This window comes from Christiangramia sediminicola (assembly GCF_031344135.1).
In the GTDB taxonomy this organism is placed as follows: Bacteria; Bacteroidota; Bacteroidia; order Flavobacteriales; family Flavobacteriaceae; genus Christiangramia; species Christiangramia sediminicola.
In genome coordinates, this window is the sequence record NZ_JAVJIU010000001.1 from 217,782 (window position 1) to 244,089 (window position 26,308).

26 protein-coding genes are annotated in these 26,308 nt (G+C 37.7%); 13 read left to right on the forward strand and 13 right to left on the reverse strand.

Annotated elements, in window-relative coordinates:
- The first annotated feature begins 9 nt into the window (after window positions 1-9).
- On the forward strand, window positions 10-696 hold the full coding sequence (locus RE431_RS01000) for a TIGR04283 family arsenosugar biosynthesis glycosyltransferase (protein ID WP_309560096.1): 687 nt from the start codon (window positions 10-12) through the stop codon (window positions 694-696).
- Here RE431_RS01000 and RE431_RS01005 read toward each other — a convergent pair.
- Window positions 686-1,717, reverse strand: a complete 1,032-nt coding sequence (locus RE431_RS01005) for a glycoside hydrolase family 113 (protein ID WP_309560097.1) — start codon at window positions 1,715-1,717, stop codon at window positions 686-688. The genes RE431_RS01000 and RE431_RS01005 overlap by 11 nt on opposite strands.
- A gap of 98 nt (window positions 1,718-1,815) precedes the next feature.
- On the opposite strand from RE431_RS01005, the gene RE431_RS01010 reads away from it, so the two are divergent.
- Genes RE431_RS01010 through RE431_RS01030 form a run of 5 tightly spaced genes read left to right on the forward strand, consistent with a single transcriptional unit; the run spans window position 1,816 to window position 8,308 of the window.
- Window positions 1,816-3,102 (forward strand): NAD(P)/FAD-dependent oxidoreductase, encoded by a 1,287-nt coding sequence (locus RE431_RS01010; RefSeq protein WP_309560098.1) that lies wholly within the window; start codon window positions 1,816-1,818, stop codon window positions 3,100-3,102.
- Window positions 3,103-3,104: 2 nt separating this feature from the next.
- Window positions 3,105-4,700 (forward strand): 4Fe-4S binding protein, encoded by a 1,596-nt coding sequence (locus tag RE431_RS01015; protein WP_309560099.1) that lies wholly within the window; start codon window positions 3,105-3,107, stop codon window positions 4,698-4,700.
- A 48-nt stretch (window positions 4,701-4,748) separates the two neighbouring features.
- Window positions 4,749-5,453, forward strand: a complete 705-nt coding sequence (locus RE431_RS01020; protein WP_309560100.1) for a glycosyltransferase family 2 protein — start codon at window positions 4,749-4,751, stop codon at window positions 5,451-5,453.
- The gene (locus tag RE431_RS01025) at window positions 5,450-6,916 is read left to right on the forward strand and encodes a cellulose synthase family protein (protein ID WP_309560101.1); all 1,467 of its coding nucleotides are present in this window, start codon (window positions 5,450-5,452) and stop codon (window positions 6,914-6,916) included. The genes RE431_RS01020 and RE431_RS01025 overlap by 4 nt, the downstream gene beginning before the upstream one ends.
- 36 nt (window positions 6,917-6,952) lie before the next feature.
- Entirely contained in the window at window positions 6,953-8,308 is a 1,356-nt protein-coding gene (locus tag RE431_RS01030) for an MptA/MptB family glycosyltransferase (RefSeq protein WP_408914503.1), read from the forward strand.
- Here RE431_RS01030 and RE431_RS01035 read toward each other — a convergent pair.
- From RE431_RS01035 to RE431_RS01070, 8 genes are all read right to left on the reverse strand, one after another.
- Window positions 8,305-8,952 carry a lipid-A-disaccharide synthase N-terminal domain-containing protein gene (locus RE431_RS01035; RefSeq protein ID WP_309560103.1) on the reverse strand — a complete coding sequence of 216 codons (648 nt, stop codon included), beginning with the start codon at window positions 8,950-8,952 and terminating at the stop codon, window positions 8,305-8,307. The two genes, RE431_RS01030 and RE431_RS01035, sit on opposite strands and share 4 nt — an antisense overlap.
- An 81-nt stretch (window positions 8,953-9,033) precedes the next feature.
- Window positions 9,034-10,005, reverse strand: a complete 972-nt coding sequence (locus RE431_RS01040; RefSeq protein ID WP_309560104.1) for a deoxyhypusine synthase family protein — start codon at window positions 10,003-10,005, stop codon at window positions 9,034-9,036.
- Entirely contained in the window at window positions 9,998-10,873 is an 876-nt protein-coding gene (gene speB, locus RE431_RS01045; protein WP_309560105.1) for an agmatinase, read from the reverse strand. Before speB ends, RE431_RS01040 begins: the two co-directional genes overlap by 8 nt.
- 45 nt (window positions 10,874-10,918) lie before the next feature.
- Window positions 10,919-12,322 (reverse strand): arginine decarboxylase, encoded by a 1,404-nt coding sequence (locus tag RE431_RS01050; RefSeq protein ID WP_309560106.1) that lies wholly within the window; start codon window positions 12,320-12,322, stop codon window positions 10,919-10,921.
- Between the two features lie 274 nt (window positions 12,323-12,596).
- The gene (locus RE431_RS01055; RefSeq protein WP_309560107.1) at window positions 12,597-13,436 is read right to left on the reverse strand and encodes a pseudouridine synthase; all 840 of its coding nucleotides are present in this window, start codon (window positions 13,434-13,436) and stop codon (window positions 12,597-12,599) included.
- A gap of 80 nt (window positions 13,437-13,516) precedes the next feature.
- A complete protein-coding gene (locus tag RE431_RS01060; RefSeq protein WP_309560108.1) occupies window positions 13,517-14,422 on the reverse strand; it encodes a geranylgeranylglycerol-phosphate geranylgeranyltransferase in 906 nt (301 codons plus the stop codon).
- Between the two features lie 8 nt (window positions 14,423-14,430).
- The gene (locus tag RE431_RS01065; protein WP_309560109.1) at window positions 14,431-15,369 is read right to left on the reverse strand and encodes a mevalonate kinase family protein; all 939 of its coding nucleotides are present in this window, start codon (window positions 15,367-15,369) and stop codon (window positions 14,431-14,433) included.
- Window positions 15,370-15,418: 49 nt separating this feature from the next.
- Complete coding sequence (locus RE431_RS01070) at window positions 15,419-16,507, reverse strand: diphosphomevalonate decarboxylase (RefSeq protein ID WP_309560110.1); 1,089 nt, start codon at window positions 16,505-16,507, stop codon at window positions 15,419-15,421.
- Between the two features lie 97 nt (window positions 16,508-16,604).
- Here RE431_RS01070 and RE431_RS01075 point away from each other — a divergent pair, with 97 nt between their 5' ends.
- Window positions 16,605-17,084 carry a TspO/MBR family protein gene (locus RE431_RS01075; RefSeq protein ID WP_309560111.1) on the forward strand — a complete coding sequence of 160 codons (480 nt, stop codon included), beginning with the start codon at window positions 16,605-16,607 and terminating at the stop codon, window positions 17,082-17,084.
- Here the strand turns inward: RE431_RS01075 and RE431_RS01080 are convergent.
- Both RE431_RS01080 and RE431_RS01085 read right to left on the reverse strand, forming a co-directional pair.
- On the reverse strand, window positions 17,053-18,282 hold the full coding sequence (locus tag RE431_RS01080; RefSeq protein ID WP_309560112.1) for a BaiN/RdsA family NAD(P)/FAD-dependent oxidoreductase: 1,230 nt from the start codon (window positions 18,280-18,282) through the stop codon (window positions 17,053-17,055). The two genes, RE431_RS01075 and RE431_RS01080, sit on opposite strands and share 32 nt — an antisense overlap.
- A 60-nt stretch (window positions 18,283-18,342) precedes the next feature.
- A complete protein-coding gene (locus RE431_RS01085) occupies window positions 18,343-19,056 on the reverse strand; it encodes a glycerophosphodiester phosphodiesterase (protein ID WP_309560113.1) in 714 nt (237 codons plus the stop codon).
- A 204-nt stretch (window positions 19,057-19,260) separates the two neighbouring features.
- Between RE431_RS01085 and RE431_RS01090 the strand changes: the two genes are divergently transcribed.
- The 4 genes from RE431_RS01090 to RE431_RS01105 are packed head-to-tail and all read left to right on the forward strand — an operon-like array spanning window position 19,261 to window position 21,692.
- Window positions 19,261-19,782, forward strand: coding sequence for a DUF421 domain-containing protein (locus RE431_RS01090; protein ID WP_309560114.1), 522 nt, complete (start codon window positions 19,261-19,263; stop codon window positions 19,780-19,782).
- Between the two features lie 10 nt (window positions 19,783-19,792).
- Window positions 19,793-20,482: a guanitoxin biosynthesis heme-dependent pre-guanitoxin N-hydroxylase GntA gene (gntA, locus tag RE431_RS01095; protein ID WP_309560115.1), complete on the forward strand. Its 690-nt coding sequence runs from the start codon at window positions 19,793-19,795 to the stop codon at window positions 20,480-20,482.
- A gap of 3 nt (window positions 20,483-20,485) precedes the next feature.
- Entirely contained in the window at window positions 20,486-21,103 is a 618-nt protein-coding gene (locus RE431_RS01100; protein ID WP_309560116.1) for an FMN-binding negative transcriptional regulator, read from the forward strand.
- Window positions 21,104-21,113: 10 nt separating this feature from the next.
- Entirely contained in the window at window positions 21,114-21,692 is a 579-nt protein-coding gene (locus RE431_RS01105; RefSeq protein WP_309560117.1) for a DUF1989 domain-containing protein, read from the forward strand.
- Here RE431_RS01105 and RE431_RS01110 read toward each other — a convergent pair.
- Window positions 21,689-22,405, reverse strand: a complete 717-nt coding sequence (locus RE431_RS01110; protein ID WP_309560118.1) for a TerC family protein — start codon at window positions 22,403-22,405, stop codon at window positions 21,689-21,691. The two genes, RE431_RS01105 and RE431_RS01110, sit on opposite strands and share 4 nt — an antisense overlap.
- Before the next feature lie 83 nt (window positions 22,406-22,488).
- On the reverse strand, window positions 22,489-22,977 hold the full coding sequence (locus RE431_RS01115) for a hypothetical protein (protein WP_309560119.1): 489 nt from the start codon (window positions 22,975-22,977) through the stop codon (window positions 22,489-22,491).
- Between the two features lie 372 nt (window positions 22,978-23,349).
- On the opposite strand from RE431_RS01115, the gene RE431_RS01120 reads away from it, so the two are divergent.
- On the forward strand, window positions 23,350-24,690 hold the full coding sequence (locus RE431_RS01120) for a sugar porter family MFS transporter (RefSeq protein WP_309560120.1): 1,341 nt from the start codon (window positions 23,350-23,352) through the stop codon (window positions 24,688-24,690).
- Window position 24,691: 1 nt separating this feature from the next.
- Window positions 24,692-26,293: a glycoside hydrolase family 32 protein gene (locus RE431_RS01125; RefSeq protein WP_309560121.1), complete on the forward strand. Its 1,602-nt coding sequence runs from the start codon at window positions 24,692-24,694 to the stop codon at window positions 26,291-26,293.
- Window positions 26,294-26,308 lie beyond the last annotated feature (15 nt).

Consider the following 26,308-nt stretch of genomic DNA (forward strand, 5'->3'; position numbering starts at 1 on the left):
TCACATCTAATGCTTAGTATTATTATTCCTGCATATAATGAGGAGAAACAACTTCCAGACCTGTTAAGGCATCTGGAAGTTGCTTCATCAGGAAACGTAGCTGAGATCATCGTGGTAGATGGGGGAAGCTCAGATAATACGGCTAATATTGCTAAAGACCATCCTAAAGTTTTTTATGTTACTTCTGAAAAGGGACGAGCTGTTCAAATGAATACTGGTGCAAAGCTGGCCAAAGGTGAAATTTTATATTTTCTTCATGCTGATAGCTTTCCTCCGAAAGAATTCGATTCTTTGATCGTAAACCAGGTTGAGAATGGTAAAAAAGCCGGATGCTTTCAAATGAAGTTTGATAAGGATCACTGGTGGTTGAAGCTGATGGGTTATTTCACCAAAGTGAATCATATTAGTTGCAGGGGAGGTGATCAATCACTTTTTGTAGAAAAAAACTTATTTGAGGAAATTGGTGGATTTGATGAGTCATATAAAGTTTACGAAGACAATGAGATCATTAAAAGATTATACGATAAAAAGCAATTCAGTATTATAAAAAGCTGGATCACAACTTCAGCAAGACTCTACAATCGTATGGGAGTTTGGAATACACAATGGCTTTTTATTGAGATCTACTGGAAAAGACGGAGAGGAGCTAGCGCAGAAGAACTCTACAGCCACTACTACAAAAGGCTTAATTCCTGAATTTACCATAATACTCACCAATAGTTTGTTCTGCCGGTTTATTTTGCGGTGTAAAACGATCATTAGTCAAACCGCCAGAACTTTCATGGTGATGCCACTTCCAAAGATAACCACCGGCAAACCAGTTTTGAGGCCATATATCTTCGTATAAAACTTTTAATGCTCTGGCCTGTAATCCGTGATTAGTTTTTGAGATTTCACGGGACGAATTCCAGGGTTCTTTTAAAGCAAAATCGATGCTCCTATATCCATATTCTGTGAATAGTACCTTACGATCATATTTCTCTGATAATTCCTGAAGCATTTTAGCATGCTTTAACCAACCTTCGGCAATCTCAGTTTCATTGGGAGAAACTTTATCGCTGATTGGAAAGTAGGCATCTGCACCAATAAAATCCAGTCTTTCCCAGATATCTACCTGATCTACTTTATCCCAGTTTTCAGCATAGACAAGTTTTCCGGAAAATACTTTTCTTATATCGGTGATTAATTGATCCCAGAATTCAGGTCTTGACTTTACAAAATTGAATAGTTCGGTTCCAATGCAAAAGATCTCTATATGCTCGTCTTCAGAGATTTTCGCATATAAAAGCATATATTCTCTAAAAGAGTTTTCAAATTTTCGCCAGTTATTTTCATTTTCAAAATTAAGATCACCGGTAAACTCCCCATTCCGTATCCATATATGAGGCTTCATCATGATGCGAAGGTCTTTCTGTTTCAGTAAAGCGATAGTATGCTCAATTCCATCCGCGCGTTCACCAAACCATTGTCTTTCGATATTAAATACTAGTTCTGTATTCTCTGAATTGGGCATAAAAGCATAAGGCATCAATGCGACCGAGTTGGCGTTTAATTTAACTATAGGTTCCAGGTGCTCAGGTTTAAGGCTATCCCGAGAGGCTACTAGACTAATTCCATTGATCTTTTTTACAGGAATTTCCGCCTGGCAGGAAGCAAGCAGAACACTGATCGTCAATAAGATCAAACACATGCATTTATTTCTGAATTCCTGAAACATCGTTAAAATTATAAAAAGCCTGATCTACTTGGGATTCTGGCTATTTTCGACTTACTTTACTTAAGCACTATCCGGCTCTAAGCCAAATTATAAAATTAATGGAGCATATTGTAATAATTGGAAACGGAATATCTGGCATCACTGCAGCTCGAAATATTCGCAAAGCTTCCGATCATAAAATTACGGTGGTTTCAGGAGAATCAGATTATTTCTTTTCACGTACCGCATTGATGTATGTATATATGGGCCACATGAAGTGGAACCATCTCGAACCTTATGAAGATTGGTTCTGGGAAAAGAATAGGATCAAATTGAAAAAAGCCTGGGTGGAAAAGATAGATTTTGAGAAAAAGAAATTACGTTTTTCTTCAGGTGAACCTCTGGAGTATGATAAACTGGTAATTGCCACCGGATCTGTTTATAATAAATTCGGATGGGAAGGTGAAGATCTTAAAGGAGTTCAAGGGCTTGTTTCCAAACAGGATCTTATTGAACTTGAAGAAAATACTCCTCATACTAAAAAAGCGGTTATTATTGGCGGTGGATTGATTGGGGTGGAGTTGGCTGAAATGCTTAGAACGCGAAATATTGAAGTGACTTTCCTCGTTCGGGAAAAGGCTTTTTGGAGCAATGTTCTCCCACTTCCGGAAGCTGAAATGATCTCTGAACATATTTCTTCACACGGAGTTGATCTTAGACATAATTCTGAATTAGATAAGATCCTTTCAGATGAAAATGGACGAGTGAGGGCTGTGCTTACTAAAGATGGAGAAGAAATTGAATGCCAGTTGGTGGGACTTTGTGCCGGAGTAAGACCGAACATAGATTTTCTAAAGGAATCAGAGTTGGAAACCGATAGGGGGATCCTCGTAAATAAATACCTCGAAACGAATATTCCGGATGTTTACGCCTTGGGTGATTGTGCTCAGCAAAGAAATGCAATAGGTTTAAGAAAATCGGTAGAAGCAGTTTGGTACACCGGAAGGATCATGGGTGAGACCATTGCTGAAACTTTAACCGGAAACAGAACTGCTTATCAACCCGGAAACTGGTTCAATTCAGCTAAATTTTTTGATATCGAATATCAAACGTATGGTTGGGTTTGGCCAAAGCCGAGAGCCAATGAACAACATTTTCACTGGAAACACGAAACTGAAAATAAAGTGATCACCATTTCTTTTAATTCTGAAACAAATGAATTTTTAGGAATTAATACTTTCGGAATTAGAATGAGACAGGAGATCTTTGATGTTTGGCTAAATGAAAACCGAAAGATCGACCACGTACTGGCCAACTTGAAATTAGCCAATTTTGATCCCGAATTCTATGAAAGTCATGAAAAGGATATCTTCAGAAGTTTCAAAAATAATCTACAGCAAGCATAATTATGAGTAGAATAGAACATAATATGTCACTTACCGGAGATGCTCCTGCGGCCATTAATTTACAGCAGAAGTTAGCGACATTTTTAGGAATGGCCGGGCTTTTTATACTTGTGCTTGCCGCGTTTAATCTCAATTTTCCGAATAAAATTTTATGGCTAAGTATTTCTCTCATTTCCATATTTGTTGGAATAGTTTGGTTTGCAAAAGCTGCTTATGCCGGCACGCATCCCGGAATTAAAAATGACGGAGTCTGGTTTAAATCTATGTCTAGCAGAGGTTACCTGGCCTGGATTGCAGGAATTTCACTTACGGGATTTTACATTCTTCTTTATTTCTATCCTGAGTATATAGGTTTGAGAGCCGAAGGTGATAATGTTGGCTTAGTAGCCCTTTTTGATCCCTTAAGTAAATTGCTTAGTGGTAATCCCGCGAGTCAGTGGTTTGTGTACGGAACGCTGTATACCATTGCCATTGCTGCTTTCGGAATAAAATTCATGTGGAAGTACCGACATAATCGTTACGAGAAATTAAGGACGGTTTCGGTAATGTTTTTTCAAACTGCCTTTGCCTTTCTAATTCCCGAATTTATGGCGAGGCTTAATGGCAAAGGTTTCAGTTTGCCATATTACGACCTCAAAAATATCTGGCCGCTTAACTATTATAATTTTGAACAATATCGGGTAGATGATTTTATTTCTGCCGGAAACATAGGATTGGCTTTATTACTTTTCGGGATCGCTTCGATATTTATTATCACCCCAATTCTTACTTACAAGTATGGGAAACGCTGGTATTGCAGCTGGGTATGTGGTTGTGGCGGACTGGCAGAAACTGCCGGAGATCCTTACAGGCATTTATCAGATAAAAGTCTTTTTGCCTGGAAAGTGGAACGTTGGGTGGTACATAGCGTACTGGTTTTTGTGGTGGTTATGACTACCGCTGTTATCTATTCTTATCTTGGCGATGATTCCTCGAAATACTGGTTAACCAGGGATACATTTCTCATTTGTGTGGGGGTGTTTCTTACCCTGCTATTTGCCGCAATCTGGTACTTCAAAAGGGAGGAACTCGAGAAGGATGCTCGTTACGGTGCTATTGGATATTTAGTGATCGTTCTTTCCTTGATAGGTTTTCATTATATGAGTGGACAAAATTTGTTTCTTTTCAATGCTGAAACTTTAAGACAATCCTACGGATTTCTAGTAGGTGCGATATTTAGCGGAGTTATTGGAACCGGATTTTATCCGATCTTTGGAAACCGCGTTTGGTGTAGATTCGGGTGTCCTATGGCCGCAATCCTGGGGATGCAGCAACGACTCTTTTCAAAGTTCAGAATTACTACTAATGGTGGTCAGTGTATCTCCTGCGGAAATTGTTCCACTTATTGTGAAATGGGTATCGATGTTAGAGCTTATGCTCAAAAAGGTCAGAATATCGTTAGATCCAGTTGTGTTGGCTGCGGAATATGTTCAGCGGTTTGCCCAAGAGGAGTACTAAAGCTTGAAAATGGCTCTCAGAATAACCGTATAAATTCAGATGAGGCAGTGCTTGGTGATAATGTAGATCTTCTGGATTTGATCAATCAAAAGAGCAAATAAATTGGAAGGAAATAGCGTATTTTCGCACTTCCTAATAAACGCTAAATTTTGCAAACCCCGGTGCCACCTGTTATTAAGGTAATTATTCCCGCATTTAACGAAGCCGATTCCATTCCTCATGTGATCGCTGATATTCCGGATTTTGTTGATGAGGTTGTCGTGGTTAGTAATAATTCGACAGATAATACCGAATTGAATGCTGAAAAGGCCGGTGCTACGGTGCTTTCAGAATCTAGAAAGGGATATGGGTATGCCTGTTTAAAGGGTATGGGTTATGTTTCAAAACAGGAAAATAAACCTGATATCATCGTTTTTCTTGATGGAGACTATTCAGATTTTCCTGAAGAAATGTCTAAGATAGTGGATCCAATAATTCAGGAAAATATAGATTTTGTAGTTGGCGCCAGGGTAAGAAAATGGAGAGAAAATGGCTCCATGACTTTTCCGCAGATCTTCGGAAATAAACTGGCTACAACCTTAATGACGCTATTCTTCAATTCAAGGTTTTCAGATCTTGGCCCATTCAGGGCGATAAAGTATGAAAAACTCCTTCAGCTTAACATGGAAGACAAAACTTATGGATGGACGGTTGAAATGCAGCTTAAGGCTTTACGACAAAACTTTAGTTACGCTGAGGTGCCTGTACATTACAGGAACAGGATTGGTGTGTCAAAAGTTTCAGGAACCATCAAAGGTGCTATCTTTGCAGGCGTGAAGATTCTTGGTTGGATTTTTAAATACAGTTTTAAATGATAGATTTCGCGGTAATCATAATTTACACCTTTGCCTTACTCGTCATTTTCATTTACAGCCTTTCCCAGCTTCATTTATTAATAAATTATTTAAAGGCTACAAAGAGTACCGACGAATCCGAGAAATTCGATTTCTCTTCGGAAGAATTGCCGCAGGTAACCATACAACTTCCCTTATACAACGAATATTATGTGGTTGAAAGACTGCTGAAAAATATAGCCAAGATCAATTATCCGAAAGATAAACTTGAGATCCAGGTTCTGGATGATTCTACAGATCATTCAATCGAGAAAACTTCTGAGATCATTGAAGAACTGCAAAAAACGGGACTTGATATTCAGCATATCAGGCGGGCAAACCGAACCGGATTTAAGGCAGGTGCTCTTAAAGAAGGTTTGAAAATTGCCAAAGGCGAATATGTCGCGGTTTTCGATTCAGATTTTGTTCCGGGCAAGAATTGGTTGATGGAAACGCTCCCTTATTTCAAGAATCCAAAAATAGGGGTGGTGCAAACTCGTTGGGGGCATTTGAACAGGGATTATTCACTACTGACCCGAATCCAGGCTTTTGCATTGGATTTCCATTTTATTCTGGAACAAACCGGAAGGAATTTTGGTAGGAACTTCATCAATTTTAATGGGACAGCCGGGATATGGCGTAAGGAATGTATTCTCGATGCCGGGAACTGGAGTGGTGATACATTGACTGAAGATCTTGACCTGAGCTACCGCGCCCAGATGAAAAAATGGGAATTTAAATATCTTGAGAATGTGGAAACTCCGGCTGAATTACCAGTAGTGATAAGTGCGGCACGTAGCCAGCAGTTTCGATGGAACAAAGGAGCGGCAGAAAATTTTAGAAAAAATTACGGAAAATTACTAAAGGACAAGTCGGTTTCTTTCTCCACGAAATTTCATGGATTCTTTCATTTACTTAATTCAAGCATGTTTATGATCGTACTTTTATTAGCGGTTCTAAGTGTGCCTGTACTTTACATTAAACACAACAATCCTGCGTTTTCAGGTTATTTCAATATAATGGCCGGGTTTGCAATCAGCACCCTGATATTCTTTGCCTGTTATTATGTGGCTTACACAAAAATCCATGGGAAAGGAATCAAAAGCTTTTTCAAATTCGTTGGTATGTTTATTACGTTCTTTTCTATTGCCATGGGATTTTCGGTTCATAATACGCTGGCAGTTTTAGAAGGACATTTTGGTAAAAGGTCTGAATTTATCAGAACTCCTAAATTCAATATCAATTCTGTAAAAGACTCATGGAAGGGAAATAAATATCTTACCAATCGGTTTTCAAAAAATGTGATAATCGAGGGTCTTCTATTCCTTTATTTCGGCTTCGCAATCTGGAGCGCGTTCAAGCTAAACGATTATGGACTTCTTATATTTCACCTCATGTTATTTACAGGATTCGGCTTTGTATTCTTTAAAAGTCTGAGAGCGTAAATTTTTATACTTTAGCTGAAAGCCTACTGCTCATCAATGGATCTCAGATTATTCCAACTTTATAAAATACCAATTTTGCTGGCCGTCTCTTGTGCCGCTTTTTATTTTACATTTGGATATGGTTTAGAACGGTCAGATTTTCCAAGGCTTATTTTACTATATACCGCGCTGTGCTTTTTAAGTTATAAGCTGGTAAATATGCTGAAAACCGATCTGCGATTTTTGATAGGTCTTGCAGTGATATTTAGGCTTATATACTTGTTTTCTCTGCCAAATCTATCACAGGATTACTTCAGGTTTATCTGGGATGGAAGACTCATTGCAGAAGGATGGAATCCTTATCAATACATTCCGAATGAATTAATAGAACTTGAAACTTTCAGCATTGCTCAGGCAAAAAAATTAATAACCGGGATGGGTGGTTTGAGTGCAGGTCACTTTTCGAATTATCCTCCGCTGAACCAGTTGATTTTCGCTATTGCCGGCTGGATATCTTCTTCTAGTATTCTGGGCTCGGTGATCATTTTCAGATTGGTGATCATACTGGCAGATATTGGAACTTTCATTTTCGGAAGAAAACTTTTAAAAGCTATGGGGCTGGGTGAGTACAGGATCTTCTGGTATATCCTAAATCCATTTATAATCATCGAAATGACCGGGAACCTGCATTTTGAATCGGTCATGGTGTTCTTTCTCGTGGTTTCGCTTTATTTATTACATAGAGGGAAATGGTTCTTAAGTGCTATTATTCTTGGTTTGTCTGTATCAGTCAAGTTGTTGCCACTAATGTTCCTGCCATTACTTTTTAAGTATTTCAGCAATTCAAATAAACAACTCGGCTTAGGAAAGCTTATTATTTACAATTTGACTTGCCTCCTGACTGTTATACTGACTTTTCTTCCATTTTACTCAGCTGAAGTGGTTTCTAATTTTATGGCCAGCGTTGGCTTATGGTTTGGGAAATTCGAATTTAATGCCAGTATTTATTATATCGTGCGATGGATAGGTTTCCAGGTTAAAGGATATAACATTATCGAAACCGCTGGAAAAGTTCTGCCGGTAATTACCATTTTGGTCATTCTAGGATTGACATTTTTAAGAAAGTATCAGAACACAAAGCTGTTGCTTACGAATATGCTTTTCGCAGTAACGGCTTATCTCTTGCTTTCAACCACTGTTCATCCCTGGTATCTGGCAATTCCATTGCTTCTAAGCGTCTTTACAGAATATAAATATATATTGATATGGTCTGGCCTGATAATGCTCAGTTATTACGCTTATTCCAATCCTGATTATCAGGAGAGCTTCTGGTTGATCGCGCTGGAATATCTGGTGGTAGGTTACATCTTAATAAAAGAATTATTCAGCAAAGAAAAAACAACCGCAGTTTAAGCTTCAAATTTTTCTCCAACCTGCGCATCAGATTTCTTCAATAGATACATGTCTCTCATATAAATGATCGCGCCAAAGAAATGTGCAGCAATAAGTACCGGGTCTTCTCTGAATATTCCGTAGGTGAACAATAAAGCAGAACCAAAAAGGCTTAAGACCCAGAATCCCATGGGTAGCGATGACTCCTGAGTTTTTTCAGAATGATACCACTGGTAAAAGAATCTGGAAGTATAAATGATCTGGGCAAGAATACCTAAAGCGATGAGCCAGCCGGATATATTTTCAGTTTTGAAAAGGTCTCTCCAGCTTAGAGTTCCAAAAAACCAAATGTATGCGGCTATTCCAAAAGGAAAAGCGACCACAAGGATCTTAAAGAAAATATTTCGTTTGTGCCATTCGCCCATTAAATTAAGATTACGCCAGTAAATACCGTAAATTAGGAATTGACCCAGCATGATGGCAAGATCTTCCCTTAAGTAACCATAAGTGAAAAGTAGGATAGAAGCCAGCAGACTAAGCTTCCAGAATAGAACAGGCGTCTCAACTTTTTTAGATTTTTCAGATAAGAACCATTGAGAAATAAGTCTGGCCGAGAACAAAAGTTGGGCTAAAAACCCGATCGCAAAAATTGGCCAGTTCTCCATATATCATCAATTAAAAAAGCTGTTCAATATTAGACAATTATTAATACTGAACAGCTTTAACTTCCGGTAATTATTTGTTAATTACATATCCAGCAGATATGCAAATACCAGGGGGGCAACTATAGTCGCATCACTTTCTATAATATGTTTTGGAGTATTAATATCTAATTTACCCCAGGTAATCTTTTCATTCGGTACCGCTCCGGAATAAGATCCGTAACTAGTAGTAGAATCTGAGATCTGGCAGAAATAGCTCCAGAAAGGAGTGTCTGTTCTTTCCATATCCTGATATAACATAGGCACCACACAAATCGGGAAATCTCCGGCGATACCTCCACCAATCTGGAAGAAACCAATACCATTCTGAGAATTTTCCGTATACCAGTCGGCAAGGAAAGTCATGTATTCTATACCAGACTTCATAGTGCTTGCTTTCAATTCACCTTTTAAAACGTAAGAGGCGAAAATATTCCCTAATGTAGAATCTTCCCAACCCGGAACTACCATCGGTAAATTCTTTTCAGCAGCAGCGTACATCCATGAATCTTTAAGATCTATTTCGTAATGCTCTTCCATTACTCCGCTTAAAAGTAGTTTATGAAGGAATTCATGCGGAAAATAACGTTCTCCTTTTTCTTCAGCATCTTTCCAGATCTTGAAAATATGATCCTGAATTCTTCTGAAAGCTTCTTCTTCAGGAATACAGGTATCGGTTACCCTATTCAATCCTTTTTCCAAAAGATCCCATTCCTCCTGTGGAGTAAGATCACGATAATTAGGAACTCTTTTATAATGTGAATGTGCTACAAGGTTCATTACATCCTCTTCCAGGTTTGCACCGGTACAGGAAACAATATGAACTTTATCCTGGCGAATCATTTCTGCAAAGATCTTCCCAAGCTCGGCGGTACTCATTGCCCCGGCAAGTGAAACAAGCATTTTAGAGCCGTTGTCTAATTGCTTTTCATAATCTTTAGCAGCGTCCACGAGGGCTGCAGCATTAAAATGTAAATAGTATTTCTCAATGAATTGAGATATCTGTCCTTTACTCATCTTCGTCTTCTTCGTTATAATCTTGATATTTGAATTTGTAGCTCAACATCTTGTAGTAAAGCTTCGCCGCCAGGAAATCTGAAGATTTCTCATCTTTATTAGGGCAAAGTTCTACGATATCAAAGCCTACAACATTTTTCTTTTTGAACATCATTTTCAGGAATTCCAGGGTTTCATACCAGAATAATCCTCCCGGTTCCGGAGTTCCTGTAGAAGGCATAATGCTTGGATCAAAAGCGTCAAGGTCAATTGTAATAAATACGTTTGGCGTCATTTGTCCAATGGCATCATCCTGCCAGTCTTCGTATAAATCATGAGCAAAATACACCTGATTCTCATCCATATGATCGTTTTCTGAAACGTCCATAGAACGAATACCTATCTGTAAAAGGTTTGTGTTTTTGCTGGCCTCATGCAGGGCACAAGCGTGGTTACATTTAGATCCTTCATATTCCGGCCTAAGGTCGGCGTGAGCGTCTAATTGAACTACGGTAAGATCTTCAAAAGACTCGTTAAATGCTCTGATGCTTCCAATCGAGATCGAATGTTCTCCACCAAAAAGAGTTACAAATTTATCTTGCTTGATGTAGTTCTTGGTTGTTTTGTAAACTGCTTCCACCATTTTTTCTGGTGAAGAGTCTTCGGTTACAGGCGGTGCAAGGTAAATACCTTTTTTATACACCTCGCTGCGAGTCTCAATGTCGTAAAGCTCCATATTTTCAGAAGCGTTCAAAAATGCATCAGGGCCTTTATCGGCGCCTTTTTGCCAGGTACTGGTACCATCGTAGGGAACAGGAATCAATACCACTTTTGCTTCGTCTATACGAGCGTATTTATCGGGTATCCCGGCATAATTCTTTTTGCTCATGGCTAATTGAATTGATTAGTTAGTTGATTTTAAAGTTATAAAATATTAATTGTTTCTGTCATAACCCAGAATACTCAGCATGTCCTCAGAATTTTGCTGCTCGCTGAACAAACGGGTGGTTAATTCACCATTTTCATCTTTATCTATCAATATATGCTTTGGCTGAGGAATCAAACAGTGTTGTAATCCTCCAAATCCTCCAATGGTATCCTGATAGGCTCCGGTATTAAAAAAACCTATGTAAAGTGGTTTTTCCTTTTTGAACTTGGGCAGATATATTGCGTTCGTATGTTGTTCCGAGTTATAATAGTCATCGCTATCACAGGTTAAACCTCCCAAAAGAACTCTTTCATATTCATCGTTCCAGCGATTCACGGCCAGCATTACGAATTTTTTACTGATCGCCCAGGTATCTGGAAGTGTAGTAATGAAAGATGAATTGATCATATTCCATTTTTCACGATCATTCTGTTGTTTTTGATATAGTACCTCATAGATCGCACCTCCACTTTCTCCAACGGTAAAACTTCCAAATTCAGTGAAAATATTAGGCACATCAACTTCAGCTTCTTCACAGGTAAGCTTGATCTGATTAATGATCTCATCTACCATATAAGCATAGTCATATTCAAAAGCCAGGGAATTCTTAATAGGGAATCCTCCGCCAATATTCAGACTGTCCAGATTTGGACTAATCTTTTTAAGGGCTATATAAACTTTTAGACATTTATTCAATTCGTTCCAGTAATAAGCAGTGTCTCGAATACCGGTATTAATGAAGAAATGTAGCATCTTCAGGTCTACCTGGTCGTTATCTTTGATCTGTTTATTATAAAATGGAACAATATTCTTATATCCAATTCCAAGTCTTGAGGTATAAAATTCAAATTTCGGTTCCTCTTCTGATGCGATCCTAATCCCAACCTGGAATTTACCGTCGATCTTTTCTGAAAGAAGTTCCAGTTCTTCGTAATTATCAATAACCGGGAGACAGTTCTTATGACCGCCATTCAATAATCGACTTATATTATCTACATACTGATCTCTTTTGAATCCATTGCAAATCACCCATCTATCGTCAGATATTTTTCCTGATTTCTTCAGTTTCTCAACAATATTGATATCAAAAGCAGAAGATGTTTCAATATGAATATCATTCTTCAAAGCTTCATTCAATACATGCTCAAAATGGGAGCTTTTAGTGCAATAGCAGTAGTTGTAAGTTCCTTTATAATCGTGTTTTTCAATGGCAGATTTGAACCAGCCTTTTGCACGATTTATATTCTGAGAAATCTTTGGTAAATAAGTGAATTTTAAAGGAGCTCCGTATTTTTTTACCAATTCCATAAGGTCTATGTCGTGGAATTTTAGTTCTGCTCCTTCTAGAGTAAATTCTTCCTGAGGGAAGTAATAAGTTTGGTCAATTAGATCGCTGTACTTGGTATTCAATTTCTTAAAGTGATTTAAGGCTAAAAATTAGAGAATAATTTATAGGGTCAAAAGAATCGACTGGTAAATAAATGTTAAGAATAAAACAAGGGAACCCGAAACCAGATCAAACAATAGGTGATATCCTTCAAGGTTGGTTGCTGAAATCTCTTCAGACTGAAAAAAAGAAATTCTGTTCAATTACATAAAAATCGAAAAGAAACAGACGCTGCTGCTTCGGTTTTTGACGCAGTAAATGTATTAAAAAAACAGTATGAAAAACCTAAAAATAAAATTAATGCATTCCAAGGTTAATTACCTCTTGCTGAGTAAGGTTACGGTGTCTTCCGCGTCCCAGATCTTTCTTGGTAAGTCCGCCAAAAACAACACGATCAAGACTTTCAACTTCGTAGCCAAGACTTTTGAAAATTCTGGTCACGATATGCTCCTTAATGCTGTAAATCTCAATACCAACTTCATTATGAGGTTTGTCATCTATAAAGCTGATGCTTGAGATACTGATCTTTGAACCTTCGATATAAACACCTTTACCAATATTTTCTAGATCTTCCTTGCTAAGGTTTTTATCCAAGGTCACCTGATAGATTTGGCGAATACCGTTCTTAGGTTTAGCCAGTTTTTTAGCTAGAGTACCATCGTTGGTGAAAAGCAATAATCCTTTTGCCTGATTATCAAGTTTTCCAACCGGGCTAACTTTTGCTGAGGTTGCTTTCGAAATAAGCTCCATTACTGTTCTTCCACCTTTTTCAGGGTTACCGGTTACGAAGAAACCTGCTGGTTTGTTAAGTAGAATATATTCTGGTTTTTCAGGATTAAGTCTTCTCCCGTCAAAACGTACATCATCTTCAAGTTTTACGCGGTAACCCATTTCAGTAATGGTTTTACCATTTACAGTTACGTTCCCCGCTGCGATATACATATCTGCATCTCTACGAGAGCAAACACCAGAATTTGCGATATATTTATTTAGACGAATTCCCTCAACATTAGATAAAGGGCTTTTCTCCATTTTAGGTTTAATTGGAGCATTTCCTCTGGCATAAGATTTCTTTTTCTGGCCTCCGCCTTGTCTTCCACTATATTTTTTGCCTGAAGATCTGTCGTTTCTACTCATCGCGTAATTTTTTGCAAAGATACATCATCCCCAATGAGGAAGCCAAGTATTTGAGAAAAGTTTTAGAATGAGCGGTTTATCTAAAAAACCTTGCTTAGAACTTCATCAATATCAATTAGCAGAATACTAAAAACTCCCGCAACAATGATCAGTTTGAGGATGTTATGGAGTAAAAGATATTGCCATTTAACTTTGCTGAAATACAGCATTAGTAGGAATACAATTAATAAAAAAAAGGAAGTATAGAAGTAATAATCCATATAACCGGTTTCAAACCTGGTTATAAGAAGGTAGATAGGAATAATCGCCAACAGCGTACAAACACCTAAGCAAAATTTACTCCATTTTTCTCCATACACCAGTGGAATAGTATGGTAATTCTGAACTAGGTCTCCCTGCATGTTTTCCAGATCTTTCACCAATTCCCGCATTACGATCATGAGATATAGGAATGTTGCATGGATGAAAATCACTGTTTCGAAATTCTTGTAATAGATGAATATTACGAAGAATGGAGTGATGGTAAGGATTGAAGCTACCAGGTTTCCTAGGAAAAGAATCTTTTTGAGTCGGTGGGAATATAACCAGATCACGAAAATGTATATAGAAAAGAAGACTACTGCCTTAAAGGATACATAACTGGCAAAAAAAATGGCTGCGAAATTCAGGATAAAGTAAACCGAAAGCTTGGTTCGCTGACTAACGATCCTGTCTAGCATTGTTTTATTAGGCCTGTTGATCAGGTCTTTTTCGCTATCGTAGAAATTATTAATAATGTAACCAGAAGCAATAACGCTTGAGGATGCCAGTATCAAAAAGAATAAATTGGGATCAAATAATACTTCTCTCAGTGGTTTATCATGAGCAAGTATAAAAGCTGAGGTGAGGTATTGAGCAAAAACTACAACAAGAATATTGTAACCTCTTACTACCGAAAAAAGGCTGAATATCTTCAGTAATAAGCGCTTGTTAGCAGTAGACGCCATAGCAGGATTTAGAAGTTATAAACTACTTCTAAATTATAATCTTTTAAGGCTTTTCTGGCTTTGTCAATATCTTCAGTAAATCCAAGGATGTAACCTCCACCACCAGAACCACAAAGCTTCAGGTAATAATCGTTGGTTTCAATACCCTTCTTCCATAATTTATGAAATTGAGCAGGGATCATTGGTTTAAAGTTATCAAGAACCGTATGAGAAAGTTTCTTAACGTTTGAGAATAAAGATTTTACGTCTCCTTTTAGAAAATCATCTACACAGGCATCAGTTTGTTTTACGAACTGATCTTTCAGCATTTTTCTGAATGGCTCCTGCTTCATATTTTCCATAAAAATGCTCACCATTGGTGCCGTATCTCCGGTAATTCCGCTATCCAGTAAGAAAACCGCTCCGGTACCATTTTCCGTTTGTGAAGGAATTCCGGCAGGCTCAATATTTTCCTTAGAATTAATTAGGATAGGAATGCTCAAATATGAATTAAGTGGATCAAGACCTGATGATTTTCCATGGAAGAAAGATTCCATTTCTCCGAAGATCTTTTTCAGCTTTAATAATTTATCTCTGGTAAGGTTTTCAAGAACCGTAATCTTATCTGTAGCATATTTATCATAAATAGCTGCAACCAGAGCTCCACTACTTCCAACTCCATATCCCTGAGGAATGCTGGAATCAAAATACATCCCGTTTGAAATGTCTTTTCTCAGCTCTTCAAGGTCAAATTGTACCAATTCAGGCGAATTTTCCTGAAGTGCTTCAAGATAAGCTGCGAATTTTCTAAGATTTTCATTAGACTTCTTTGCCACGTCACCAAGATTTTCATCCAGTTTCAAAGCACCATTATAGAAGTTGTAAGGAATGGATAAACCCTTGGAATCTTTAATGATCCCGTACTCTCCGAAGAGAAGGATTTTAGAATAAAATAGAGGTCCTTTCATAAGTATCTAAGGTCTTGTAAGTAATTGACGGGCTAAAAACGTATTAAAATTACAATTTTTTTGCACCATCACCAACTTGGTCGCAAATATAATGTCCGTTTTGACAATATACAACTAACTCATTATTAATGAATTCTAAAATTTTATCCTTGTGATTATCAGGGTATAGAATATGAACGTTCGCGCCAGCATCAAGGGTGAAACATACGGGGATTTTGGTTTTTTCTCTAAATGTCCAGATTTTATTAATGATCTCAAGTGTATTTGGTTTCATCAAAATAAAATAGGGCTGACTACTCATCATCATCGCGTGAAGACTCAAAGCTTCACTTTCCACTATCTTGATAAATTCAGTAAGATCTCCAGATTCAAGAATAGGAATTAGCTTTTCAAGGTTGTCATCTGCCTGTTGAAATCTTTGTTCTGCAAAAGGATGTCCGTGCATGAGATTATGTCCAACGGTGCTGCTAACCTGTTTTTCGCCTTTGTCTACCAACATAATGGTATCCTGAAAGCTTTTGAAAACATCGTGGATTTTATACGGATACATCTCTCCAAAAAGGTCGGAAGCACCTTCAATTTTATTTTGTTCACCCCAAACTACTAAAGGACCTTCAATACTTCGGCTTGCACTTCCAGAACCTAACCTTGCCAGAAACGAGGCTTTTTTATTGAAATATTCTTCTGAAAGATCTTTGGAAATTTCTTTTTCAAGACTCATCACACAAAGCGCCAGGGCACTCATTCCGCTCGCGGAAGAAGCAATTCCGCTACTATGCGGAAATGAATTCTCACTATGGATCTCGAAACTATAATCCTTGAGGTAAGGGCAATAAGATTCAATTCGCTCAAAGAACTTAATGATCTTCGGCTTAAAATCTTCTTTTTCCTTTCCTTCAAAATAAAATTTAAAGTCAAATTCTCCAGTATTTGAAGCGTTGTCTTTAAGCTGATACTTCATAGTTGTAGTGCTATGACAATTGCTTAAAGTGAAACTGATGGACGGGTTTGCCGGAATTTGATTTTCCTTTTTACCCCAGTATTTCACCAGTGCGATGTTGCTTGGAGATTGCCAGGTAACTTCACCTGAATTGATCTTTGTAATGTCTTGCTTAGGGATAAAATCCGTTGGGGTCATCCTCAAAAATTTTTGCCAAAGTTAAACTTTTATGTCTTGTCTGGCAGCTTAAACAATTCAAAATAATTCCTATTTTAGTGAATTCAACCAGCCAATTATGACTAAAAAACTGTTCATAAGAAGTTCTTTCGCGGTGGGAATCTGCCTCATCTTTGGCTTTATGGGTACCGTAGCGACCAAGACTGGTATTGCAGAATGGTATCCGGCTCTTAAAAAACCCTGGTTTCATATTGAAGAAGATCTTTTCAGTTCTATCTGGATCCTGATGTATGTTTTAATGGGTGTAGCAGCGGGAATTGTGTGGAGTAGAGGTTTTTACCATAAATGGGTGAAAACAGCCTTATATCATTTCGGCTTTCAGTTATTTTTAAACGGGTTCTGGTTTCTGTTGTTTTTCGCTTTGGAAAAACCATTTATCGCCCTGCTGGATCTCGTGGTACTTTTTATAATGATACTTTTTACGATCAGGTGGTTTAGAATTGTAAATAATACCGCAGCCTGGCTTTTAATTCCTTATGCCGTATGGGTGCTTTTTGCAATCGTTTTTAATTTTGAGATATGGCGTTTGAACTCATAGCCTTCGCCGCTAAATATCCGCCAGTCCAGGCATTTTGAAAATTGAATCCTCCGGTAATTGCATCGATATTCAGAATTTCCCCAGCGAAGTAAAGATTTTTAAGGATTTTGCTTTCAAAGGTTTTAAAATCAACCTCTTTAAGATCAATTCCCCCGGCCGTAACGAACTCCTCTTTGAAAGTGCTTTTTCCCTCCACCATGAATTTTGCTGTTGTAAGTTCTTCAGCTAAATTTATTAATTGCACTTTATTAAGATCGGCCCATTTAGTTTCGGTATTTATTCCTGATGCCTCAACGATACTATGCCATAATCTTTTTGGAAGATCAAATTGAGGCCTGGTTGAAACCTGCTGTTTAGAGTTTGAAAACTTTAACTCCTTCAATTCCTCCAAGATATCTGTAGAGGTATTTCCCGGAATCCAGTTTACCTCAATACTGAAATTATAATTAAGATCATTTAATTGTCTTGCTCCCCAGGCCGATAATTTTAAAATTCCCGGACCGCTCATTCCCCAGTGCGTGATTAATAGTGGACCGGAACTTTCCAGATTTTCGCCAAGGATCTTCACTTCAGCTTCTGAAGAAATTCCCGCGAGACCTTTAATCCTTTTATCCTTAATATTGAAAGTGAATAAAGAAGGTACGGCTGGTACAATGCGATGGCCTATTTTTTCCAGCAAATTCCAGATTTTTGAATTACTTCCTGTAGCAAGCATGAGCTTTTCGGTTGAAAAAGAATCATTAGTGGTTTCGATTAGCCATCGATCATTTTCTTTTTTCAGATTTTTTAAACTCTGTCCTTTCAGAATTTCAATGTTCAGTCTTTTACATTCCTTCTGAAAACAGTCGATGATGGTTTGGGAACTATCGGTAATTGGGAACATTCTCCCGTCTTCCTCAGTTTTAAGCTCAATGCCTCTTTGTCCAAACCAGCCTATCGTGTCACCAGTCATGAATTTGTGAAATGGGCCTCGAAGTTCCTTTTCTCCACGTGGGTATCGTTTAACTAGTTCCGCCGGAATAAATTCAGCGTGAGTAACATTACATCTTCCACCACCCGAAACTTTAACCTTGGTAAGCACTTCTTTCCCTCGTTCCAGTATCAGGATCTTTAGTTTAGGATTAAATTCCGCAGCATTGATAGCCGTGAAAAATCCTGCTGCGCCGCCGCCAACAATTAAAATATCGTATGTATCCAAATCCTGAATTTATTTTGAAAGGCAAAAATAGGCAGATATTCCTGAAGCAAGAAAGTTTGTTTAGGGTTTCAGATTGAGAACTGGATTGTGCAGTCTATCCGGGTAGTCTGAAATAATTCCATCAACTCCAAAATCTATCATCCGCTGCATATCTTCACGCTCATTCACTGTCCAAACATTTATTTTGAATCCGTTTTCCTGACTCAATTTTGTATTGTCGCGGGTAATGATACCTAAAGATGGGTGTATTGCTGAAGCTTTTAAACGTTTGCCTAATTCAATCGCTTCGGGAACGCTGGCTTTACTAAGCACAGCAATGGGAATTTCCTGGTCGTTCTTTCTAACTTCAAAAAGTTCATTTTTCTGAAAACTAGAGATGATAAAATCTGCATACTCCCATTTGGAGGAAGCGATCTTTTCCTTAACAAGCTTACAAACCGGTGGAGCTGTATTTAGGCCTTTCAGTTCAATGTTGATAAGGCATTTGCCTTCTATTAGTTCCAGTACTTCTGTAAGCAACGGAATTTTAAACTGACCTTCTATTCTTAGTTTTTTAAGTTCTTCCGCAGTTCTTTTTGCAATTTCCCCACTTCCATTTGTGGTTCGATCTAATGTGAAATCATGAATTACCCAAAGTTCACCGCTGGCGCATTTGTGCACATCGATCTCTATCATATCAACCCCAATTTCTAAAGCTTTCTGGATACTTTCTAAAGTGTTTTCTGCTACATGAGCTTTAGCACCTCGATGGCCTATTTTTAAAAAATTGTTCATATTCAAAAATATCGAAATAATCCATTCGAACCATTTTTTAACTCAATCAGTTAGAAGTCTCAAGGTTTGCAAAGGATTATGATTGCTTAACATTTAATTAGCTGATTATGTCTCTAATTTAGAGGTCAACCAAAAGATCAAGAGAATTCATTTAGCCAGCAACCTCCTGTTCAGGCCATTCACTTGCTTTAAAAATTTAAGATCATGAAGAAATGGTTTGCCTTTGACTGGAGCTCTATGCTAGCTATCGTTATTACAGCTATCGGGATTTATATCGCGATTATTGTTTTTACAAGAATTGCGGGGAAAAGAAGTTTTTCCAAAATGTCCAGTTTCGACTTTGCCATGACCGTGGCACTGGGCTCTATGATCGCAACCACAGTACTTTCAAAAAGCGTAAGTCTCTGGGAAGGAATAATGGGACTGGCAATAATTTACATTTTGCAATTATTTGTAGCAATCCTACGAAGATTTAAGATAGTAAGAGATTCTGTAGATAATGGCCCTTTGTTATTGATGGATGGTCAGAATATTCTACATGAAAACCTTAAGAAATCACGGGTAACCGAAGAAGATCTTCGTTCCAAACTTAGGGAAGCGAATGTTATAAGATTAAAAGAAGTGAGAGCTGTGGTTTTTGAGGCTACCGGTGATATTTCGGTATTGCATACCGGGGATATGGATGAGCAGTTAGAAGACTGGCTGATAAAAGACGTAACTAGATAAAAATAGGGAGATGGAAATGATTGATGTGAAAAGAAAACGAGCTTCAATATCTCAGGATATTAAGATCAAAAAAGAATATGAGAAATTTATCCTGAAAAATGATCATCCATGCATGATGGCTAAAACAGTTTTTAGCATGGATAAAGTTGAATTGAAAACTTACCAGGAGTTAGGTTCTTTAGAAACGGCAAAACGACTTTTTAAAGACCTGGAAAATTACATTGAGAAATATAATTTTGAATCTAATGATTTCAAAACATTTATGGCCGTTTTTCCTGAATCTCCGGAATATTCCGAAATTAGTTTCGAAAAATTACTTTGGAAGCAACTACAATATCTTCACAATTTAGATGATAAAAGATGGGATCCTGAAGTTAGTACGAATTCTATAGATGAAAATTTCAGCTTTAGTATTGGGGGAAAAGCTTTTTATATAGTGGGTTTGCATCCTAATTCTTCGAGACTGGCAAGACAAAGCCCCTATCCAACACTTACTTTCAATTTGCACTGGCAGTTTGAAAAGCTTAGAGAAATGGGCAGTTATGAAGCGGTTAGAGATAGAATTAGAGACCGGGATATAAAATTGCAGGGAAATATAAATCCCATGCTGGAAGATTTTGGAAACAGTAGTGAAGCAAAGCAATATAGCGGCAGAAAAGTAGAAAAGGAGTGGAAATGTCCTTTTCATCATAACAATTAGTATATGTATAGACCTCCGAAATACCGGAAAGATGATAAGGATTTTATCTATTCTTTTATTCAACAACATCCTTTCGGGGTTTTTATCATGAATGGAGAAAATCTTATTGCAACACATATTCCAATTTTAATAGAAGGTGATGTAGAAAACTGGAGGCTTTATTCTCATATTGCTAATCATAATGAGCAATACCAATATCTTAAGGATGGAGCAGACGTATTAATCATTTTTCAGGGTTCTCATGCGTATATTTCCTCTTCCTGGTATAAAGAAAAAGACATTAGTACCTGGGATTATTCCGCGGTTCATGTAAATGCAAAAATTAAAATTCAGAGTCCTGAAGAGTTGGAGAAATCTTTAGAGAAACTGGTTCATCATTTTGAAAAATTTCAGGAGAAACCACTCTTTTATAAGGATATTCCGAAGCAAATGCTGCTGGAACATTTGCCGTTAATTACAGGTTTTTGGTTGGAACCCTACAAAATTCAGGGAATAAAAAAGCTACATCAATCTTATCCAGAATATGATATTAGGAGAACGGTTGAGAAGCTTGGAAATTCAGATAATTCGAATGATAGACAGCTTTCGGAAGAGATAAAAAAAGAAAATAAGATCGATTAAAATAATTAAGATGGAAATTATTGAGAAGCAAAGCGGTGCAGCTTTTAAGTTGAAAAAAGGACAATTGCTAAAAGTGATCGATCCAAAAGGGGAGCAGGTGAGCGATATGGTTCTTTTCAATGCCGATGATAAGCGGGAAAAGATTTCCAGTGGAAAAACCATAGATTTTGAAGAAAGTATTCTTATTACTAAGGCGAATTATCTCTGGAGCAACCGAAGCAATAAAATGATGGAAATTCTTGAAGATACTAATGGAAGAAATGATTTTCTATTAGCGCCCTGTAGTCCTGAAACTTTCAAGATCATGTATAGCAATGAAGAATATCATCCAAGTTGCTTTGAAAATCTTTATACCAATCTTGAAAAATTCGGAATTGAGCCCGATGAAATACCAACAGCATTCAATATTTTCATGAACGTGCAGTTCGATGAATTTGGGAAAATATCGGTAGATCCGCCTTTAAGTAAAGCAGGTGATTATGTGACCTTTGAGGCTAAAATGGATCTAATCGTTGGTCTTACCGCGTGTTCTGCAGAAGATAGTAACGGCGGAAGTTTTAAGCCCATCCATTACGAGATCCTGGACTAATCATTCTTTTTTCTATACCTCATATTCAGCATCTCAATGGCCAGAGAGAAGAATACTGCGAAATAAATGTATCCTTTGGGAACATGGTAATGAGCACCTTCTACGATCAACATTACACCAATTAATATTAAAAACGATAAAGCCAGTATTTGGATTGTTGGATGCTCGTTTACAAACTCGCCTACGGGTTTAGCGAAGATCATCATAACAATTATGGCTACAACCACGGCAATGATCATTAATATGATCTGATCAGTTAGTCCTACAGCCGTTAAAATAGAATCGAAAGAAAATACCAGGTCTAAGAGAACGATCTGTATGATTGCTGAAGTAAAGGAAAGTGTATTTGATTTTTTCCCATTTTTGGCATTTTCTACCTGACCTTCCACTTTATGATGAATTTCCAGAGTACTCTTGATCAATAAAAATATCCCTCCAGCGATCAGAATAATATCTCTCCAGCTGAGTTCAAAGTCGGCAACTGTAAGCACAGGTTCTGTAAGTCCAATGATCCAGGTAATACTTAATAGCAGGAGAATCCTCATGACCAGGGCAATGGAAAGTCCCCCAAGTCTTGCTTTCTTCTGTTTTTCTTCCGGCACTTTTCCTGCAACCAGTGAGATGAAAATAATATTATCTATCCCGAGTACGATCTCTAAAAAGGTCAGAGTTAGTAACGCGACCCATGTGTCAGGTTGTAAGAATATTTCCATAGAAAAGAGCTTATTAGCGCCTCAAAATTATACAAAATTGAATGCGTTCAAGTTAAAATTTCTACAAAGATATTTTTGGGAGTTTATTTAGGAAATCCAAATTTAAAACTAACTCCGCCGTATACTGAAAACTGGAAAAAGTCATAATCTGTGCGCCATCTGGATTCACCTCTTACATAAACAAAGAAGCGAGAGAAGTGATATTCCATCCTGACATTCATCGCCAAAGATGGATATACTTTCCAGGGTCTTCGAATAAATGAAAGAGAAATGTCAGCTACTGGAATAAGCATTTTTCCTGGCCTGAAGATATATTCAGGATTTACTCCGGCAGATTCGTATCTAATAGCTGAGAAGGTTTCATAATAAGCGTGAATTCCAAAATTCTCATTTCTATAACCTGCAGTCCAGGTACCATCATAAGCGGCCGGATTTACGGTTCCGCCAAAAGTCGCATTTCTAAGGTCCAGACCGGTGCTTACAAAAAAGTAGGTGTCTTCCCTGCTAATCCAGTATTGAGCAATGGCCTGAATTGGCAAAATAAGGAGCAACAGTAAAAAAATCTTTTTCATTCATGAAAATTAATCTGAAGCCAAGACGGCTGCAGGTCCTGAAATTTTTTTAAGGTTGCTTAAGCTTTTGATTTATGGTCGGTTATGAAGATAGTAATAAAATTTGAAGCCAAGTACTACTGGAAAAAATTCCTATTTAAATGAAAGCCCTGAAAATTTATCAATTATGAAAAGGAATAAAGTTTTCAATAAGTGCTACAGATAGAGGCTTTAAATTGACTGAAATTGTTCAATTCTATTGATTAACAATGAATAATCATTAAAAAATTTATAAATTCTACGGCAAAACAATTCGGAATTTTTATAAACCTTGATGATTATTTTTCATTATTAGAAATTATCCCGAATTTTTCCATTTTTAATAAATCAAATATGAATAAGATTCTTACGTGGTCTATTAGCGCGGCACTCGCCGGCTTTCTTTTTGGATTTGATACGGTAGTTATTTCGGGAGCCGATAAACAGCTTCAGGCTTTATGGGGTACTTCAGATGCGTTTCATGGATCTGTGGTTATGGCTATGGCACTGTGGGGAACCGTTGTGGGAGCTATTTTTGGTGGAATTCCAACAAATAAATTTGGCCGTAAAAATACTCTTATGGTGATTGGTTTTCTCTACTTTATTTCCGCATTAGGCTCTGCACTGGTAGATGACCCGATAAGTTTTGCCATTTTCAGGTTCCTGGGAGGCCTGGGAGTTGGAGCTTCAACAATAGCCGCTCCGGCCTATGTTTCAGAAATTGCACCGGCAGATAAAAGAGGGAAACTAGTATCACTTTATCAATTTAATATCGTTTTGGGAATACTCATCGCTTTCCTTTCGAATTACTTATTAAGAAGCACTGGAGACGAACCATGGAGATGGATGGTGGGTGTAGAAGCAATACCAGCATTTATCTATTGCATTTTTGTATTCTTTATTCCCAGAAGTCCGCGTTGGCTGGTTTCCAAAGGAAAAATGGCAGAAGCTAAACAGGTTCTAGAAATTATAGACCCGGGAATTGATGTTAGTACTAAGGTTGCTGAAATAAAACATCAGGATGATATTGAAAAAACCGGAGAGAATATCTTCATGAAGAAATACAGGTTTCCACTAATCCTGGCCTTTTTAATTGCATTTTTTAATCAGCTTTCCGGGATCAATGCTTTTTTATATTATGCTCCCAGGATATTTGAATCTGCAGGTCTGGGAGAAAGCACTGCACTTTTGAGTAGCATTGGAATAGGAGTTATAAACCTGATTTTTACCTTGCTGGGAGTATTCCTTATAGACAGGTTGGGGAGAAAGCAATTAATGCTTTATGGTTCTGTTGGGTATATCATATCCCTTTCTTTGGTTGCGGCAGCCTTCTTTCTAAACTGGGGAGGACTCTGGGTGCCAATATTTTTATTCCTGTTTATAGCATCACATGCTATTGGTCAGGGAGCGGTGATATGGGTATTCATTTCAGAAATTTTTCCAAATAGATTACGTGCTTCAGGGCAGGCATTTGGAAGTTCAACCCATTGGGTTTTGGCGGCGATCATCCCATCTTCCATACCTTTTCTATTTTCCACTATAGGTCCGGCATATGTTTTCGCATTTTTCGCCTTCATGATGGTGCTTCAGCTTTTATTTGTCATCTTCATGATGCCGGAAACAAAAGGAAAGTCTTTGGAGCAGCTCGCGGAAGAATTATCATTAAAAGAACAGGTTTCAACTTCAATTAATTAATATGAAAAGAAAATTTCAACCGATCCTCTTATTAGGCTTATTCCTTTTTACTTTCAACTCATGTAAAAATGAAACTGAAAAGTCAGAGAATACCGAAGATAAAAAAATGGCAGAGGTTCAGAAAGATGAGGACTTCAGGCCAAATTTCCATTTTACTCCTGAAAAGAATTGGATGAACGATCCAAACGGGATGTTTTATATGAATGGCACTTATCATTTATATTTTCAATATTATCCCGATGATAACGTTTGGGGCCCAATGCATTGGGGGCATGCAACAAGTAAAGATATGATCACCTGGGAGGAGCAGGAAATTGCGCTTTATCCAGATGAAAAAGGATATATTTTTTCGGGAAGTGCCGTGGTAGACAATGATAATACCTCTGGTTTTGGAGAGGACGGTAAAACTCCGGTCATTGCAATATTCACCTATCATGATCCTGTTGGAGCTGAAAATAAGGAAGAAAATTATCAGTCCCAGGCGATCGCTTACAGCCTTGATGAAGGTATGACCTGGACAAAATATGAAGGTAATCCGGTGATACCGAATCCGGGGATTGTTGATTTCAGAGATCCAAAAGTCACCTGGGACGATATCAATAAACAATGGTTAATGGCATTGGCCACTCGTGAAAAAACACTTTTCTATTCTTCTCAGAATTTAAAGGAGTGGAAGAAATTATCTGAATTTGGAGCTGGCACAGGAGCTCATGATGGAGTTTGGGAATGTCCTGATTTCTTCCCAATGAGAGTGGATGGTACTGGTGAAACAAAATGGGTACTGATACAAAGTCTTAATCCGGGAGGTTATAACGGAGGTTCTGGTACCCAATATTTCGTTGGAGATTTTGACGGAAAAACATTCACTCCGGAAGAAAACATGAAAGAGTTGGAAGAAAAACATAAGTTCTGGATAGATTTTGGAAGAGATAATTATGCCGGGGTAACCTGGGCGAATGTTCCAAAAGAAGACGGTAGAAAGCTATTTCTTGGCTGGATGTCTAATTGGCTTTACGCACAGGAAGTTCCTACGGAAACCTGGAGAAGTGCAATGACCGTAGCAAGAGAACTGAAACTTGTGCAGGAAGATGAAACATACCTGGTTAAATCTAGTCCCGTAAAGGAACTTGAAAAATACAGATCTTCAGAAATTTCTAAAGATGCTATTGATGTTGATGAAAAGGCTGTACTGCTGGATTCTTCTGATCTAGACCTGGCGAAAGCTGAAGTGAAATTCAGTATCAAAGATCTTCAGGAAACCAATTATAAGATAATATTATCTAATGGGAATAATGAGGAATTTATTGTGAACTATGATCATACAGCAAAAGAGTTTAGTGTTGATAGATCAAATGCTGGACAGATAGATTTTTCAGAAAAATTTACAGAAAAGAATTCAACGGCTCCAAGGATTTCAGATTCACAAGATCTAAAGGTTTTAATGATACTGGACAAAACTTCGGTTGAAATGTTCTTTGATGATGGCACAACGGTAATGACAGAAATATTCTTTCCTAATCAACCCTGGACAGAACTTTCTCTGGAATCAGAAAATGAAAAGTTTAGCCTTGGAGATATTCAGGCTTACGAATTAAAATTTTAAGAATTAAATAATAAG

Coding starts and splice junctions, on each gene's coding strand:
- RE431_RS01015 (WP_309560099.1), top strand. CDS start 3,105: ATGAGTAGAATAGAACATAATATGTCACTTACCGGAGATGCTCCTGCG.
- RE431_RS01010 (WP_309560098.1), top strand. CDS start 1,816: ATGGAGCATATTGTAATAATTGGAAACGGAATATCTGGCATCACTGCA.
- RE431_RS01090 (WP_309560114.1), top strand. CDS start 19,261: ATGAAGAAATGGTTTGCCTTTGACTGGAGCTCTATGCTAGCTATCGTT.
- RE431_RS01125 (WP_309560121.1), top strand. CDS start 24,692: ATGAAAAGAAAATTTCAACCGATCCTCTTATTAGGCTTATTCCTTTTT.
- RE431_RS01085 (WP_309560113.1), bottom strand. CDS start 19,056: ATGAACAATTTTTTAAAAATAGGCCATCGAGGTGCTAAAGCTCATGTA.
- RE431_RS01105 (WP_309560117.1), top strand. CDS start 21,114: ATGGAAATTATTGAGAAGCAAAGCGGTGCAGCTTTTAAGTTGAAAAAA.
- RE431_RS01110 (WP_309560118.1), bottom strand. CDS start 22,405: ATGGAAATATTCTTACAACCTGACACATGGGTCGCGTTACTAACTCTG.
- RE431_RS01075 (WP_309560111.1), top strand. CDS start 16,605: ATGACTAAAAAACTGTTCATAAGAAGTTCTTTCGCGGTGGGAATCTGC.
- RE431_RS01030 (WP_408914503.1), top strand. CDS start 6,953: ATGGATCTCAGATTATTCCAACTTTATAAAATACCAATTTTGCTGGCC.
- RE431_RS01000 (WP_309560096.1), top strand. CDS start 10: ATGCTTAGTATTATTATTCCTGCATATAATGAGGAGAAACAACTTCCA.
- RE431_RS01060 (WP_309560108.1), bottom strand. CDS start 14,422: ATGGCGTCTACTGCTAACAAGCGCTTATTACTGAAGATATTCAGCCTT.
- RE431_RS01065 (WP_309560109.1), bottom strand. CDS start 15,369: ATGAAAGGACCTCTATTTTATTCTAAAATCCTTCTCTTCGGAGAGTAC.
- RE431_RS01055 (WP_309560107.1), bottom strand. CDS start 13,436: ATGAGTAGAAACGACAGATCTTCAGGCAAAAAATATAGTGGAAGACAA.
- RE431_RS01100 (WP_309560116.1), top strand. CDS start 20,486: ATGTATAGACCTCCGAAATACCGGAAAGATGATAAGGATTTTATCTAT.
- RE431_RS01005 (WP_309560097.1), bottom strand. CDS start 1,717: ATGTTTCAGGAATTCAGAAATAAATGCATGTGTTTGATCTTATTGACG.
- RE431_RS01040 (WP_309560104.1), bottom strand. CDS start 10,005: ATGAGTAAAGGACAGATATCTCAATTCATTGAGAAATACTATTTACAT.
- RE431_RS01070 (WP_309560110.1), bottom strand. CDS start 16,507: ATGACCCCAACGGATTTTATCCCTAAGCAAGACATTACAAAGATCAAT.
- RE431_RS01025 (WP_309560101.1), top strand. CDS start 5,450: ATGATAGATTTCGCGGTAATCATAATTTACACCTTTGCCTTACTCGTC.
- RE431_RS01115 (WP_309560119.1), bottom strand. CDS start 22,977: ATGAAAAAGATTTTTTTACTGTTGCTCCTTATTTTGCCAATTCAGGCC.
- gntA (WP_309560115.1), top strand. CDS start 19,793: ATGGAAATGATTGATGTGAAAAGAAAACGAGCTTCAATATCTCAGGAT.
- RE431_RS01120 (WP_309560120.1), top strand. CDS start 23,350: ATGAATAAGATTCTTACGTGGTCTATTAGCGCGGCACTCGCCGGCTTT.
- RE431_RS01035 (WP_309560103.1), bottom strand. CDS start 8,952: ATGGAGAACTGGCCAATTTTTGCGATCGGGTTTTTAGCCCAACTTTTG.
- speB (WP_309560105.1), bottom strand. CDS start 10,873: ATGAGCAAAAAGAATTATGCCGGGATACCCGATAAATACGCTCGTATA.